The organism is Bosea sp. OAE506, assembly GCF_040546595.1.
In the GTDB taxonomy this organism is placed as follows: Bacteria; Pseudomonadota; Alphaproteobacteria; order Rhizobiales; family Beijerinckiaceae; genus Allobosea.
Genome location: NZ_JBEPOB010000001.1, coordinates 1,785,526 through 1,801,029, shown reverse-complemented (window position 1 = coordinate 1,801,029; position 15,504 = coordinate 1,785,526). Strand labels below are relative to the sequence as shown.

General features: G+C 69.9%; 12 protein-coding genes. 4 read left to right on the top strand and 8 right to left on the bottom strand.

What is annotated here, in order from left to right; translation table 11 throughout:
* Nucleotides 1-32: 32 nt before the first annotated feature.
* Nucleotides 33-230 (top strand): hypothetical protein, encoded by a 198-nt coding sequence (locus ABIE41_RS08695; protein ID WP_192644021.1) that lies wholly within the window; start codon nt 33-35, stop codon nt 228-230.
* A 123-nt stretch (nt 231-353) separates the two neighbouring features.
* On the opposite strand, the gene rpmF is transcribed toward ABIE41_RS08695, so the two are convergent.
* Both rpmF and mtgA read right to left on the bottom strand, forming a co-directional pair.
* A complete protein-coding gene (gene rpmF / locus ABIE41_RS08690) occupies nt 354-539 on the bottom strand; it encodes a 50S ribosomal protein L32 (RefSeq protein ID WP_043233137.1) in 186 nt (61 codons plus the stop codon).
* A gap of 159 nt (nt 540-698) precedes the next feature.
* Nucleotides 699-1,400 carry a monofunctional biosynthetic peptidoglycan transglycosylase gene (gene mtgA, locus ABIE41_RS08685; protein WP_354191842.1) on the bottom strand — a complete coding sequence of 234 codons (702 nt, stop codon included), beginning with the start codon at nt 1,398-1,400 and terminating at the stop codon, nt 699-701.
* A 95-nt stretch (nt 1,401-1,495) separates the two neighbouring features.
* Between mtgA and ABIE41_RS08680 the strand changes: the two genes are divergently transcribed.
* On the top strand, nt 1,496-2,455 hold the full coding sequence (locus ABIE41_RS08680; protein WP_192644023.1) for a polyprenyl synthetase family protein: 960 nt from the start codon (nt 1,496-1,498) through the stop codon (nt 2,453-2,455).
* A gap of 163 nt (nt 2,456-2,618) precedes the next feature.
* On the opposite strand, the gene ABIE41_RS08675 is transcribed toward ABIE41_RS08680, so the two are convergent.
* Both ABIE41_RS08675 and ABIE41_RS08670 read right to left on the bottom strand, forming a co-directional pair.
* Nucleotides 2,619-3,851, bottom strand: a complete 1,233-nt coding sequence (locus ABIE41_RS08675; RefSeq protein WP_192644024.1) for a histidine kinase — start codon at nt 3,849-3,851, stop codon at nt 2,619-2,621.
* A gap of 114 nt (nt 3,852-3,965) precedes the next feature.
* Nucleotides 3,966-5,258, bottom strand: a complete 1,293-nt coding sequence (locus ABIE41_RS08670; protein ID WP_192644025.1) for an adenylosuccinate synthase — start codon at nt 5,256-5,258, stop codon at nt 3,966-3,968.
* 244 nt (nt 5,259-5,502) lie between these two features.
* On the opposite strand from ABIE41_RS08670, the gene ABIE41_RS08665 reads away from it, so the two are divergent.
* Entirely contained in the window at nt 5,503-6,714 is a 1,212-nt protein-coding gene (locus ABIE41_RS08665) for an amidohydrolase (protein ID WP_192644026.1), read from the top strand.
* A 205-nt stretch (nt 6,715-6,919) separates the two neighbouring features.
* Nucleotides 6,920-7,498, top strand: coding sequence for a tyrosine phosphatase family protein (locus ABIE41_RS08660; RefSeq protein ID WP_192644027.1), 579 nt, complete (start codon nt 6,920-6,922; stop codon nt 7,496-7,498).
* Between the two features lie 127 nt (nt 7,499-7,625).
* Here the strand turns inward: ABIE41_RS08660 and ABIE41_RS08655 are convergent, their stop codons facing one another.
* The 4 genes from ABIE41_RS08655 to ABIE41_RS08640 all read right to left on the bottom strand — a co-directional run bounded on the left by ABIE41_RS08655 (nt 7,626) and on the right by ABIE41_RS08640 (nt 15,409).
* A complete protein-coding gene (locus tag ABIE41_RS08655; RefSeq protein ID WP_192644028.1) occupies nt 7,626-9,344 on the bottom strand; it encodes a mucoidy inhibitor MuiA family protein in 1,719 nt (572 codons plus the stop codon).
* A gap of 235 nt (nt 9,345-9,579) precedes the next feature.
* The gene (locus ABIE41_RS08650; RefSeq protein ID WP_192644029.1) at nt 9,580-11,931 is read right to left on the bottom strand and encodes a methyl-accepting chemotaxis protein; all 2,352 of its coding nucleotides are present in this window, start codon (nt 11,929-11,931) and stop codon (nt 9,580-9,582) included.
* Between the two features lie 276 nt (nt 11,932-12,207).
* On the bottom strand, nt 12,208-14,280 hold the full coding sequence (locus tag ABIE41_RS08645; RefSeq protein ID WP_192644030.1) for a methyl-accepting chemotaxis protein: 2,073 nt from the start codon (nt 14,278-14,280) through the stop codon (nt 12,208-12,210).
* Between the two features lie 247 nt (nt 14,281-14,527).
* Nucleotides 14,528-15,409 (bottom strand): type 1 glutamine amidotransferase, encoded by an 882-nt coding sequence (locus ABIE41_RS08640; RefSeq protein WP_192644031.1) that lies wholly within the window; start codon nt 15,407-15,409, stop codon nt 14,528-14,530.
* Nucleotides 15,410-15,504: the final 95 nt, after the last annotated feature.

Below are 15,504 nucleotides of genomic sequence, written 5' to 3'. Positions count from 1 at the left end.
TCTGACACCGCGTTTGCGTATCGGAGTGGCACATGGCCGAATCGGAGCATCGGGATCAGGCGAACGAGCGTGCAGCGGCGGGCTCCGCCATGCTGATGCTGCAGCTCGCGGCAAGCCAGGCCGAGATCGGCCCCTTCGCCCGTCGTGGACGCGAGACACCCCAGATCGCCGCAGGCCATTATCGCGCCGCCACGCGACTGACGCGGGCCGGCGCCAGGTTCCGCGGCTGACCTCACCGACAGCGGAGAGCGTCAGGCGCTCGCCCAACGAAAAAAGCCGGCCTCGCGGCCGGCTCGTGACGCTGCAGGGCAGCGCTTTCGGGGAGACCCTATCGGGTCTCAGACCTCGGCCTCTCAGGCTTCGGTCTTGGCCTTCAGCACCTGGCGGCCGCGATACATGCCCGACTTCAGGTCGACATGATGCGGACGGCGCAGTTCGCCGGAGTTCTTGTCTTCGATATAGGTGGGCTGCTTCAGCGCATCGGCCGAGCGGCGCATGCCGCGCTTCGACGGCGACGTCTTTCTCTTCGGAACGGCCATTGTACTCTCCATCGTGCCGCCGCCCGGAAGCGCTGCCCGCAGGCCACGCCACCGCCACGACGACGGATCAATCTCGTGAGGCGTTGCCCATACACGCTGGCGGCCGCGCTGGCTAGTGCTGAATCCGGCTTTTCGGACTCGCGGACCGGCCAGCCCGCGTCACGCCGGGACCGCGCAATCGCCCAGCGGGCCGAGCTGGCCGACGCGGCGCTGCACCCGCGCGCTCGCCGAGAGCAGGGCCCGGTTCGGCTTGGCCGGGTCCCGCAGCAGCGGGTTGGGCAGGGCACCGGCCAGCCGCGCCGCCTCGGCAGGCGTCAGCCGCGCCGCCGGCTTGCCGAAATGGCGTTGTGCGGCGGCCTCCGCCCCGAACACGCCCTCCCCCCATTCGGCGACATTGAGATAGACCTCCACCACCCGCGGCTTGCCCCAGGCGAAGTCGATCGCCATCGCCAGCGGGATCTCGAGCGCCTTGCGCACATAGGAGCGGCCCGGCCAGAGAAAGACGTTCTTCGCCGTCTGCATGGAGAGCGTCGAGGCGCCGCGCGAGGGGCCGTCCTCGTCCTCCATCACCGCGTTGAGCTCGACCCAGTCGACGCCGCGATGGCTGCAATAGCGCTGGTCCTCGGCCGCGATCACGGCGCGGATCAGGTTCGGCGAAATCTCCGCCAGCGGCACCCATTGCCGCTCGACGGGCTGGAGCGTCAGCCAGCGCCCGATCATCAGCGTCGAGGGCACGGGCACGAAGGCGTAGAGCAGGATCGCGACGAGCAGCAGGACCGGCAGCGCCAGCAGGGCGAACCACAGGGTCCGCAGCAGGCGCAGGACAGGGCTTCGCCGCCTTGCCGCCCGTTCGCCCGCCATCGCCGTCATCCCCCTCGCCTCCGCGCCAGCCTCCGGCTTGACGGGTCGGCCGCTCTCCGGCAAGCCCCGCCGGTCAGCGAACGCGAGGCCCGCGCATGAGTTCCGCCCCCACCCGCCGCGCTCCCGAGGACGCCGACGGGCTCGCCGCCCGGCTGGGCTGGACCGCCGACGCGATCGAGACCCTGCTCGACGACCTGCTGGGCGAGAGCCCGCGCGAGGGCGAAATAGCCCGCCCCGCCCGCCTGCTCGCAGCCATGCGCCATGGCGCGCTCGGCGGCGGCAAGCGACTGCGGCCCTTCCTCACCGTCGAGACCGCCCGCCTCTTCGGCGTCGCGCCCGAGGCCGCCCTGCGGGCCGGCGCTGCGGTCGAGCTCGTCCACTGCTATTCGCTGGTTCATGATGACCTGCCGGCCATGGATGACGACGACACCCGCCGCGGCCGCCCGACGGTCCACAAGGCCTATGACGAAGCGAGCGCGATCCTCGCAGGCGACACGCTGTTGACCTTTGCCTTCGAGGTGCTGGCTGACCCCGCGACCCACGTCTCGGGCGAGATCCGCGCCGCGCTGGTGCTGGCGCTGGCCCGCGCCTCCGGCCTTGGCGGCATGGCCGGCGGGCAGATGCTGGACCTGGCCGCCGAGGGCCGATTCGGCAGCGGCGAGCCCGCCGCTCTCTCGGAGGCGGAGATCCGCCGACTCCAGGCGATGAAGACAGGCGCGCTGCTGGCCGCCAGCGTCGAGATGGGCGCGATCCTCGGCGGCGCCTCGGCCGAGCAGCGCGCCGCGCTGGCGGGCTATGGCCGGGCGCTCGGCGCCGCCTTCCAGGTCGCAGACGACATCCTCGACGTCGAAGCCAGCCCCGAACAGCTCGGCAAGGCCACCGCCAAGGACCAGGACAAGGGCAAGGGCACGCTGGTGCAGGCGCTCGGGCTCGACGCCGCCAAGCGCGAGCGCGACGGCCTCGGCTCGGCCGCTGTGGCGGCGCTTGCGGGCTTCGGGCCGGAAGCCGATATGCTGCGCGCGGCGGCGCGGTTCGCGGCCGAGCGGAAGAGCTGAGAGGCGGCCTACCCTGAGCCCTCGTCCTGAGGAGCGTTCCACAGGAACGCGTCTCGAAGGATGCTTCAGGAGGCTCGCGAGACAGCTGGACCATCCTTCGAGACGCCGCTCACGCGGCCCCTCAGGATGAGGGCTGAGACAATGGCCGACGATCCCAGAGACCCTACCGCCAGCGCCCGAACGCATCCGCCAGGGTCTGGCCGCCCGGCACGCCCTTCTCGAAGGTGATGATGCCGCGGCGGCCTGAGGCGAAGCGGACCGGCACGTCGATCCAGCTGCGGTTCAGGATCAGCTCGATGTTGCGCTCGACCTCGACCGGGACGTTGGAAAGCGCCGCCACGAACAGGTTCTCGCCGAGGGCGGAGTTGATCGCCGAGAGCGGCGCGCCGCGCTCGCTCTCCTCCGTCTTGAACTGGGGCACGCCGACCTCGCGCACCGCTTCCGTCGCCGGATTGCCGGTGCTGGAGAAGCGCAACCCGATGATGTGGGAGGCGGGGAAAGCCGAATCGGTGTTGCGGCGGACGGTGAAGTCGAGCGTCAGGCCGATCTCGGTGATCTCGACCGTGGCACGCACGATCGTCTCGACCGGGCGGCCCTGTCCGACGCTCTCGCTGTCGAGCCGCCAGAAGACGCGGCCGTTCACGGCGCGCGGCGCCTGCGGGCTGTTGGGGTCCTCGGTATAGAGGATCGCCCGTTGCGCCACCGCGATCTCCTGAGAGGGCGCGGCGCCGCTCGCCGGAGGCCGCGTCGTGGGAGCCTGCGTGCCGGGCTCGCCGGCGCGCTCGCTGATCTTGCCGGCGGCATCCGGCTGGGCCGGCTGCGCGGGCGCCTCGCTGCGCGGGCGCTGCACGGTCTCGGGCGGTTTGACCTTGTTCACGTAAAAGGCGGTCACCGCGATGGCAGCGACGGCGATGGCGACGCCACCCGCCACGACAGCCGTGCGCAGATGAACAGGCTTCACCCGCTTCTCGCGTGGCGGCGCGATCCGCGGACGCACCGGCTGCGACTCGGCGGGCTCGCCGCGGGTCTCGCCGAAGCGGTCGTCCTTGGGCAGCGTATCCGGCGCGGCAGCACTCACCGGCGGGCGCAGCGGCAGAGCGGCCGGCTCCGGCAGCGGCGGTTCCTCGAAGACCGGCACGGTCTCCAGCGGCGGCTGCAGCGAATCGATGCCCGGCGGCGGCGGGGTGTCGTCGTAATCGGCTTCGATCCGCGCCACGGCCTCGTCGAGCGACAGCCGCTCGCGCATGATCTCGGCCTCGCCCAGCGGCGGGTCGAGGCTGCGAAGCTGCGCCACGAGGGCGGCCCTGGCACGCTCGTAGATCGCCTGGCGGGCTGCCGGGGATGCGTCGGACAGTCCGGCCACAGCCCGTGCCAGGATGGGATAGAAGTCGGCCATTGGCCTCACTTGTCGCTGTTGCGGGCCTGCGTCAACCCTTGGCGGGCCGGCAGGTTTCCCCCGACCGGTCGCCGCGGACGGAACGGCCGGCCCGGAAACGCCCGGGCCGGCGGCTCAGCCCTCGAAGGGGTTGTGAACGAGGATCGTGTCGTCGCGCTCCGGGCTGGTCGACAGCACCGAGACGCTGGCACCGATCAATTCCTCGATGCGGCGGACATATTTGATCGCCTGCGCCGGGAGATCGGCCCAGGAGCGGGCGCCCGCGGTCGAGCCCTCCCAGCCCTCGATCGTCTCGTAGACCGGCTCGACGCGGGCCTGGTCGCTCTGACCGGCCGGCAGATGCTCGAGGATCTCGCCGTCGAGCTTGTAGCCGATGCAGACCTTGATCTCCTTGAAGCCGTCGAGGATGTCGAGCTTGGTCAGCGCGATGCCGTCGATGCCGGAGGTCTTCACCGTCTGCCGAACCAGGCAGGCATCGAACCAGCCGCAGCGGCGCTTGCGACCCGTGACGACGCCGAACTCCTTGCCCTTCTGGCCGATCAGCTCGCCGATCTCGTCGAACAGCTCGGTCGGGAAAGGGCCCTCGCCGACGCGTGTCGTATAGGCCTTAGCAATGCCCAGCACATAGCCGACCGCCGAGGGGCCGAGCCCCGAGCCGGTCGCGGCCTGGCCGGCGACGATGTTGGAGGAGGTCACGAAGGGATAGGTGCCATGGTCGACGTCGAGCAGCGCGCCCTGCGCACCCTCGAACAGGATGCGCTTGCCCGCGCGGCGCTGCGAATCGAGCAGGGCCCAGACCGTGTCGGCGAAGGGCAGGATCTTCGGCGCGATCCCCTTGAGCTGGGTCAGCAGCTCGGCCCCGTTGACCTGATCGATGCCGAGCCCGCGGCGCAGCGCATTGTGATGCGCCAGCAGCCGCTCGATCTTGGCTTCCAGGATCGCGGGGTCCTTCAGATCGATGACGCGGATGGCGCGGCGGCCGACCTTGTCCTCATAGGCCGGGCCGATGCCACGCTTGGTCGTGCCGATCTTGAGGCCGGCATTGGCGGTCTCGCGGAAATGGTCGAGCTCGCGATGCAGCGGCAGGATCAGCGTGGCGTTGTCGGCGACGCGGAGATTCTCAGGTGAAATCGCGACGCCCTGCGCCTGCAGCCGCGCGATCTCCTCGACCAGATGCCAGGGATCGACCACGACGCCGTTGCCGATGACCGAGAGTTTGCCCGGCCGCACGATGCCCGAAGGCAGCAGCGAGAGCTTGTAGACGACGCCGTCGATCACCAGCGTGTGGCCGGCATTGTGCCCGCCCTGGAATCGCACCACGACATCGGCCTGGCTCGACAGCCAGTCGACGATCTTGCCCTTGCCCTCGTCGCCCCACTGGGCGCCGACCACCACCACATTTGCCATGGTTCAGGGGTTCCTGCTTGTCTTAAGTGAGTCTTGCGCGTGTTGTTCCGGGCAAGCGCCGCACATGAAAAACCCCGGCGCAAGACCGGGGTTTGAAGGCAGGTTCTTGCACGCCCTCATGAGCCAAGAGCGCGCCGAGGTCAAGGTTGGCGCGCATGGCCGGCAACGGCGCGGAGGTGTAGAAGATGAGCCCGCAGTCGCCCGCAGGACCGATGCAGGCCCGCGCCAAGGGGATAGGACACCGATGACGAACACGCTCGACGCCTGGCTCGACCGCCACCATGCGGCCTTCGCCGCGATCCGCCAGGACATTCACGCCCATCCTGAACTCGGCCTCGAGGAGACGCGCACCGCGGCGCTTGTCGCCAAGAACCTGCGTGAATGGGGCGTCGAGGTCACGGAAGGGGTCGGCGGCACCGGCGTCGTCGGCGTCATCCGCGGCAGGCGCGCCGGCCAGCGCGCGGTCGGCCTGCGCGCCGACATGGACTGCCTGGCGCTGGAGGAGCAGACCGGCCTGGCTTACGCCTCGCAGCACCCCGGCAAGATGCACGCCTGCGGCCATGACGGCCACACCACCATGCTGCTCGGCGCCGCGCGCTACCTCGCCGAGAACCCCGATTTCGCCGGCACCTGCATCCTGATCTTCCAGCCGGCCGAGGAAGGTCGCGGCGGCGCCAATGCCATGCTGGCCGACGGCCTGTTCGAGCGCTTCCCCTGCGACGCGATCTACGGCCTGCACAACACGCCGGGCCTGCCGGCCTCGCATTTCGGCACGGCGGTCGGCCCGTTCCTCGCCTCGGCCGACAGCTGGGAGGTCGTCTTCCGCGGCGTCGGCGGCCATGGCGGCTCGCAGCCGCATCTCTCGACCGACATCACCTATGCGCAGGCGCAGTTCGTGCTCGGGCTGCAGGGCATCGTCGGCCGCAACGTGCCGCCGCTCGACACCGCCGTGATCAGCGTCGGCTATATCCATGGCGGCGACGTCAACGCGTCCAATGTCATCCCCTCCGAGCTGGTGCTCGGCGGCACGGCGCGCACCTATTCCGCCGAGATCCGCGACACGATCGAGCGGCGCATCGGCGAACTCGCCGCCGCCACCGCGCTCGCCTGGGGCTGCAGGGCGGAAGCCACCTATCACCGCGGCACCAGCCCGCTGATCAACAAGGCCGAGCAGGTCGCGGTCGCGGTCGCCGCCGCCTCGGCTTCGGTCGGCTCGGCCAAGGTCGACGGCAAGCTGCGCCCCGGCACGGGCGGCGAGGACTTCGCCGAGATGATGCTGATCAAGCCCGGCGCCTTCATGCGCATCGGCAACGGCGTCGAGGCGGACGGCTCCTTCAAGGGCCTGCACACCCCGCTCTACGACTTCAACGACGCCATCATCCCCGACGGCATCCGCTACTGGGTCAATGTCGTGGGCGAAGAGCTCGGCATGGAGCAGCAGGCAGCGGCGGCCTAAGGTCGCCTGCCCGCACCACCAGACCCGCCCTTTTGCCCGCAAAAGGGCGGGTCATCCCGGGCGACCGAAGGGAGACCCGGGATGACAACGTTACGGCCGCTGCGCGCGGTCGTTTGCAGGGCTCCCCTCCATTCGCGTCGGTTGCGCCGTTCCGGCCAGGCGCCTTAAGCGGTCGTCTTCGCCTGCCAACCCCCGGGTCACCACCATGCAATCGCTCGCCATCTCGACGCTCACCATCTGCGGCATCGAGGAACTGCCCGCCCATAGCATCCGCCGCGTCACCCACGTGCTGTCGCTGCTCGACCCCGGCCTGCCGGAGATCGACACCTTCGGGACCTATGGCGAGCACCATCGCGTGACGCTGCGCTTTCACGACATCCTCGGCCCGTCGCAGGGGATGACCCCGCCTCAGCCGCGCCATGTCGAGCAGATCCTGCAATTCGGCGAAGGGCTGCGCGAGGGCGTGAGCGAGCGGGTCGAGGGCCATCTCCTCGTCCACTGCCATATGGGCATCTCGCGCTCGACCGCGGCGATGCTGATGCTAATGGCGCAGAACGATCCCGACGCGAGCGAGGACGAACTCTTCGAGCGCCTGCGCGCCGTGCGCCCGCAGGCCTGGCCGAACTCGGTGATGATCGGTTTTGCCGACGAGCAGCTCGGGCTGGGCGGGCGCCTGACGGAAGGCCTGCGCCGCCATTACGGCCACCAGCTCAAGGTCCAGCCGCAATACACCGACTGGATGACGCGGCTGGGCCGCGGGCGCGAGCTGGCGATGGCGGTGTGAGGGCCACAGCCGTCATGCTCGGGCTTGACCCGAGCATCTCGTGACGCGAAGCCCGAGCCTCTTTCGGAATGAGATTCTCGGGTCTGCGCTGCGCTTCGCCCGAGAATGACGGGGGGCTCCCGCCTCCTCAGTTCAGCGGCCGCGGCATCGGCTGCGGCCCGGGACCCGGTCCCGGCTGCGGGGCATAGGTGACCTCGCGGTCACCAGGCCATTTGATCCGGTAGGCGACCTTGATCTCCTTCTCCGCGCCGGGCGCGAGATCGAAGGTCCAGGCCGAGACGCCACGCTTGTCGCCGACCTGCTTCTCCGTCGGCGGCGTCGTCTGCGCCGGCAGGCTTTCTACCGTGATCGCGCTGCTTTCGGAGAACGGAATCCGCTCGGTCACCGTCACCTTCACCGGCTGGGCGTGCAGGCTCTTCACCACCGTGCGGAACTCGCGCAGATCGGTGCGGCTCTGGCCGAGCCAGTTCGGTTCGTTCTCGCGGCGGCGCACCGGTGCGCGCGTGACCTTGAGCTTGTCATCGGCGCCAAAGCCGAGCTCGACCTTGTCGCCCGGCGCCACCAGCCCGATCCGCCCGCGCCCGATATAGCTGCCGTCGCGATGCAGGGCGACCATGCCCGGCAGCAGCGGTGCCGCCTCCTCATGCACGAAGCTCGCCTCGAGATAGGCCTTATCCTCCAGCTCGGGCACGATCCGCGCCGTCAGCGCCGGCTCGGCCTTTGCCTGGCTGAGCAGAACGGTCTTGGAGGAGCCGTCCTGCGGGATCGTGGCGCGCCCGGGCACCTGGAAGCTCGCCTGATAGGCCCCCGCCTCGACCGTCGCGGTCTGGGCCTCGGCGGCAACGGGAGCGGGCGCGGCCACCGCGCGCTGCGAGGCCTCGGCCTGGGCGTCCGCCTCCGCCTTTGCCCTTGCGGCGGCCATCGGGGCCGGCGCCGTGGCGCGCCGCGCCTCGTAGAGCACCGGCGGCTCGAAGAACATCACCTGTACCGGCGTCAGATCGGGCGCGCGGGTGCCGCCGGCTGAGCGCGTCGTCGACAGCGTCAGCGCCACATCGCTCCAGTCCTCGCCCGTGCGCTGGCGCAGCTCCGCGCGGCGGACCAGGTCGATCCCCGGCTTGCCGCCCGCGCCCGCCGTTAAGAGCCGCGCCTCGTATTGCGGCGTCCAGTTCGCACCCGTAACGCGGTAGCTGACCGAAAACTCCGCCGCCAGCGGCGCCGGCACCTCGACCGCGATGGCGACGTCGCGCCTGGGCGCGCCGGGCCGGCCCGGCTGCGGCTTGGCCCGCTCCAGCGCCGCGATCTCGCCTTCGACATCGGCGGCCCGCGCACGCACGCCGCGCAATTCCTCATGCACCTTGACCAGCGCGGTGCCGATGGCCTCGAACACTGCCGGCCAGTCCGCCACGGCCAGGGCCTTGCCGTCCGGGCCGAGCTTGTCCGGCCCGGTCTGGCCGAAGCGCTCGATCGTCGCGCGCTTGGCCTCGATCGCGGCGATCCGTCCGGCCAGGGTCTCCTTCTCCTCGCGCAGGGTCTTGAGCTTGCCCTCGATCACCGTGTCGAGCACGGGCCGCGCCTCGCCCGGCGCCAGGCGGACATCGACGGCCCCGACCGAGAAGCCGGCGCTGCCGCGTCCCTCGACGCGGATCGAGGCCGGGTCGATCGTCGCGGGCAGCCCGCGCAGCACGATCTGCGAGGCGCCCTGCATCAGCTCGGCCTTGCCCAGCCGCGTCACCACGGCCCCATCCGGATAGACCGTGACCCGGTCGATCCGGGTGGCGAGCTCGATCTCGGCCGCGCCGGCGAAGCCGGGAGCGAGGACGAGGGCTGCGGCGAGGCGGGTCATCATGGTCTGCTATCCCCATAGTCATCACGTGGCCGTGATATGGCGCGTCCGAATTCGGCGGGGCCAAGGCGGAATTGGGCCGGACTGGCGGACGCGCCCATGTCGCGGGATCAACTCGCCCATCGCCGTCGCCCTGTCGTCCTCCACTTGCAGGAGACGGCCGGGACGGGCCCGCCCCAACGAAAAAAGGCCCTGCCGGATGGCAGGGCCTTGCTTGGTTCGCAGCGGTGTGTGGCGCTCAGAACTCTTCCCAGCCGGAGTCGCCGGCGCGGCTGTTGGCGACCTTCCTGGCCGGGGCCAGCGCGGGAGCGGCGGCCTTGGCGGGCGCAGGCCGCGGCGCCGCGGTCCGGGCCGGGGCTCGTGCGAAGGCTGTCTCCGCGAGTTGGCGCAGCCGGGCGGGCTCGGTCGAGGCCGACATCGTGCCATGGCTGGCGGAAGCGCCGTCGGGCCCGGTCCTGAACGCCGCCACGAGGTCGTTGAGCTGGCCGATGCGGTTGGAGAGCGAGCCGGCCGAGGCCGCGCTCTGCTCGGCAAGTGCCGCGTTCTGCTGGGTCATCTCGTCGAGATGGGCCACAGCCTGGCTCATTTCGTCGATGCCGTTGGCTTGTTCGCCCGACGCCGCCGAGATGTCGGCGATGGTGGCGGCGACCTTCTTCGAGGCGGAGAGGATCTGGCTGAGCTGCTCGCCGGCCTGACGGACGAGCTTGACGCCCTCGCCGACCTCGCTGTTGGAGGAGGAGATCAGCGCCGAGATGTCCTTGGCCGCCTCGCTGGAACGCTGGGCGAGCGTGCGGACTTCCGAGGCCACCACCGCGAAGCCCTTGCCGGCATCGCCGGCGCGGGCCGCTTCCACCGCCGCGTTGAGCGCCAGCAGGTTGGTCTGGAAGGCGATGTCGTCGATGACCCGGATGATGTCGGAGATCTTGGTCGAGGCATCCTCGATCCGGGCCATGGCGTCCACCGCCTGGCCAGCAATGGTGCCGCCGGTCTGGGCCGCCTCCATGGCTTCGTTCGCGATCGAGGCCGCCTGGCGCGAGGCCTGGGCCGAGGCCTTCACCGAGGCCGCGAGCTCTTCGGTGGTCGCGGCAGTCTCCTCCAGCGAGGAGGCCTGCTCTTCCGTCCGCTTGGAGAGATCATCCGCGCCCATGTTGATCTCGCGGGCGGCCAGACCGACCTCCGACGAGGTCAGCTGGATCGTCTTCACCGTGGCCGAGAGGCGATCGACCGTCTCGTTGATGGCGCCCTTCAGCTCGGCGAACTTGCCGCGATAGGCGGCATCGACCCGCACCGTCAGGTCGCCGGCGGCGACCGCCGAGAGCGTGCGGGCGAACTCGCTGGTGGCGGAATCCACCACCGCGTTGATCTCGTTGATGCCGGCGACGAGCTTCTGCATCTGCTCGTCGGCCTGGTCGATCTGCAGCCGCGCCGAGAAATCACCCGCCGCCGCCGCAGCCACCACCTCGCCGACATCCGAGACCACAGCCTCCATCGACTGGGCGCGGGCGAGGCGCCGCTCGGCTGCCGCGCGCTCCTGCTCCTCCAGCGCCCGCACCTTGACGAGGTTCTCGCGGAACACCTGCAGCGCCTTCGCCATCGTGCCGATCTCGTCCTGCCGATCGGCATGCGGGATCGGTGTTTCCAGATCCCCGCTGGCGAGACGATCGGTCGTCTTCGTCAGGTCCTGGATCGTGCGGACGTTGCGGCTGACGACGATCATGACGAGCGGCAGCATCAGCACCAGGAAAGCCAGGGCCTTGAGACCGAGCGAGCGTTCGAAGGACCGCAGCTGCTCATGGTCCGGGCGGTCGTCGCGCAGCGTGACGATCTGGACCGGCTCGCCGCCCAGCGTGCGCAGGGACAACGCCGCGACCGTGTAGGGCACGGAGCCCAGCGACACCTCGATGGCCTCACCCTGGCGCTCCGGCAGGGCCGGGAGTTGCTGGAGGCCCGCGACGGTCGAGGCCAGCGGCTTGCCGCGATAGGCGAACACGACATCGGCGCCGCTGAGCTTCTTGATCTCGGCGGCGGTTTCCGTCCGGTAGCGCGAGCCGATCTTGATCGTCCCCAGCCGGTTGCCCTTGCCGAGCACGGGCTGGACGGCATCGACGGAGACTTCCCCCGAACTCTGCGAGACGGTGAGCCCGCTGCCGGCCGTCCCGGAGAGCGCCTGCGAGACGAGCGGGTCCTTGGCCTTGTTGTCCCCATGCTTGGCGGGCTCATGCGCCCGAAGCTGGACGATGCCGGCGGCATCGGTCACCTCGAAGGTGCCGACGACCGGGTCCTGCGTCCGCAGTTGCTGGAACAGCCGGCCCAGCACCTCCTGCATCATCGCCCTGTCGCCAGCCTCGAGCGACTGGATCACCTCGGGATGCGAGGCGAAGATCGACGCATAGGTCTTGATGCGCTGTTCGATCTTGCTGACGACGTCTTCCGCCCGGATCTGGGCCTGGCGGGTGCTGTCCCTCATGCCCTCCCTGGCGTCGCCCTCGAGCGCGAAATGGGCGAAGACGGCGATGACGAAGACACAGAGAACGACGAGAAAGCTGACCGCGGCGACGGCCTTGGTCCGTAGGCTGAGGGCGTTAGGCATCGGGGGGCTCCTTGGCAGCACCCCGAGTCGTAATGACCTAACGTAAAGAAGACGTTATATATCACCTAAACCATTCAAATTGAACGATTTCGATCAATCCTTATCTTGCGCTCGCCACGGTTGAATCCCAGCTGGGTCAGCGCGTGCACTGTGCGCTGCCAGCATCCGCGAGGTGACGCCGCGAACCGCCGGACGGGGCCTCGAAACGGAAGCGCCCGGGCCGACGAGCGGCCCGGGCGTCACGATGCTGCAGTGGCTGAGAGGCGACGGTCGCGCTCAGAACTCTTCCCAGCCGGAATCGCCGGTGCGGCTGTTGGCGACCTTCTTGGCCGGCGCGCGCGGCGCAGGTGCCGGGGCGTGGCGTGGCGCGGGGCGGGCGTCGGCGAAGGCGGCTTCCGCGAGCTGGCGCAGCCGGGCGGGCTCGCCCACCGGGGCGGCAGGCGCCGCATGCGCCACGCGGCCGGAGTCCGGGCCGGTCTTGAACGCCGCGACGAGGTCGTTGAGCTGGCCGATGCGGCTGGAGAGCGAAGCCGCCGAGGCCGCGCTCTGCTCCGAGAGCGCCGCGTTCTGCTGGGTCATCTCGTCGAGATGGGCAACGGCCTGGCTCATCTCGTCGATGCCGCTGGCCTGCTCGCCGGACGCGGCGGAAATCTCCGCGATGGTCGAAGCGACCTTCTCGGAGGCGCTCAGGATCTGGCTGAGCTGCTCGCCGGCCTGGCGGACGAGCTTCACACCCTCGCCGACCTCGTTGTTGGACGAGGAGATCAGCGCCGAGATGTCCTTGGCCGCCTCGCTGGAACGCTGGGCGAGCGTGCGAACCTCGGAGGCCACGACGGCGAAGCCCTTGCCGGCATCGCCGGCGCGGGCCGCTTCCACTGCCGCGTTCAGCGCCAGCAGGTTGGTCTGGAAGGCGATGTCGTCGATGACGCGGATGATGTCGGAGATCTTCTGCGAGGCGTCCTCGATCCGCGCCATGGCGTCGACCGCCCGGCCCGCGATCGCCCCGCCGGTCTGCGCTGCCTTCATCGCCTCGTCGGCGACGGAGGCCGCCTGGCGCGAGGCCTGGGCGGTCGCCTTCACCGAAGCCGCGAGTTCCTCGGTCGTGGCCGCGGTCTCCTCGAGCGACGAGGCCTGGTCCTCGGTGCGCTTCGATAGGTCGTCGGCGCCCATGTTGATCTCGCGGGCAGCGAGGCCGACATCCGCCGACGTCACCTGGATCGTCTTCACCGTCGAGGACAGCCGCTCGACCGTCTCGTTGATCGCGTTCTTCAGGTCGGCGAAGCGGCCCTGATAGGTCGTATCGACGCGATGGGTCAGATCGCCGACGGCGATCGCCTGCAGCGCCTCGGAGAATTCGCTCGTGGCGCCGTCCACGACCGCGTTGATCTCGTTGATGCCGGCCACGAGCTTCTGCATCTGCTCGTCGGCCTGGTCGATCTGCAGCCGCGCCGAGAAATCGCCCGCCGCCGCCGCGGCGACAACCTCGCCGACATCGGTCACGACGGCTTCCATCGACTGCGCGCGGGCCAGGCGCGCCGCCGCGGCCGCCTGCTCCTGCTGCTGCAGGACCGCGACCTGTTCGGAGCTTTCGCGAAGCACGGAGACGGCCTTGGCCATCGTGCCGATCTCGTCCTGCCGGCCGAGATGCGGCACGGTCACCTTGAGATCGCCGCGGGTCAGGGACTCCATCACGCCGCTGAGGTCGAGGATCGGCCGGGTCAGCGAGCGCTGGGCGAAGAACAGCGCGATCAGCAGAGAACCCAGCAAGGTGACGCCGAGCACGATCGGCAGGCCGGTCTGCGCCATCCGGGTGAAGCTCGCCGCCTCGCTCTGGAGCGCATCGCTGGCGGTGTCGGTCGTCTTGGCGAAATCGACGAGAAGGTCGTTGAGAGCCTTGCGGTTGGCGCGGTTGGCGTCGTTGTTGCCCTGGACATTGGCCGCCGCAATCGAGACCTCGCGCGCCAGCTTGATCGTCTCCGAGCGGAAGGTGATGAAGTCCGCGATGGCCTTCTCGATGGCGCGGGTCTGGGCGCGCTCGGCCTCGGGCGCGGTCCGGGTCAGATCGGCAGCCAGGGTCCGCATCTGCGGGAAGCGCGCTTCCATGCCCTTGGCGAAGGGCTCCGCCGCAGCCGCATCCTTCGACATGTAGATGCCGCGTGCGTCCATGACGACGCCGAGGACGTGACCGTTGATCTTGTCGGTGGTGAGCGTGACGTCGGAGAGGTTCGCCGAACGCTCGTTGAGGTCATTGGAGCGCGAGAGAGCCCAGAGGCCGAGGGCCGACGAGATGATGGCGCCCAGCGAGATGATCGCCAGGATCGCAATGATTTTGGTGCGGATAGATTTCAACGACTTCGGGCCCCAGCAACGACACGTTGAAGGTGCCGTCTGAAATGACATCGGGAGACTGCGAGCGCTCTGACGAAGAGAAAGCCAAAGACCTTTCCCAACGTCATAACACCCCCGATTTCCGCCCTCAGCGTTTAAAATTCGATTAACTCAAAAGAGGAATTGCCCAAGCATTATGCAACTTGGACGCGATACGTCCACGTTTTCAGCGACATCCAGCGGCCAGCCGGCCCGCCAGCAGGGTCGATCAGGCCCGTCCGCGCACGCTCGCCTGCGGCTTGACGCGGTGGTCCAGGAAGTTGCGCAGCTCGGTGACGCGGCGGGTGTCGTCCAGCACTTCGGCGTCGAGTCCATGCGCCCAGGCGAGGTCCTGACGGCTCCTGTCGGCGTCGAGCGCGCGCAGTTCGGCGAGCCAGGTTTCTGCGGCGGCCTCGTCGCGCCGGAAGCCCTCCTCCACCAGGATCGGCACCATCCGCCCGAGGATCGAAGCGACCTGGCGCAGCGGAAATTCCGGGTGGTACTGCACGCCCCAGAACACGCCGCCCTCATGGCGGATCTCGGCCGCCTGCACGTCGCTATAGGCGTTCGAGGCCAGGATGGTGGTGTCGCCGGGCGGCAGCACCACCGTGTCGAGATGGATCGCCGGCGCATCAAAAGCCGCCGGGCGCCCGGCCAGCAGCGGATGGCTGCGGCCGGCCTCGTTGACCGTGATCCGCCGGGCGAAGCCGACCTCGCGCCCGCGCGGGTTGCGCGTGACCGTGCCGCCGGCCGCGACCGCGCCCATCTGGATGCCCCAGCAGGAGCCGAAACAGGGCGTGCCGCTGGCATAGATCGCACGCATCAGCTCGATCTGGCGGGTGACCGCCGGCTCGAGCTCGTAAATGTGCAGGGCCGAGCCGGTGAGGACGATGCCGTCATAGGATTGCAAGCCCGCCCCGTCCGGCAGATTGGCGCCCTCATCGGCCGGCAGGCAGATGTCGGTCACCACGCCGGGCTCGATCGCGGCGACCTCGGCGGCATAGGCTTCGGCCGGCTGGGCGCCATAGCCGGCGGCGTGGCTCTCGCGCTGGGCGCGGGTGTTGCCGTCCACGAAGAGCAGGCGGAGCGGGCGTCGGACGACATCGAGCATGGGAGAGGCCGCGGGTGACTGTGGGTGAGGGATGCGCCGGGCGCCGGGCGCCACTGCGCCTCATCCCACATGACGCGAACCGCGCGCAAGGCTAT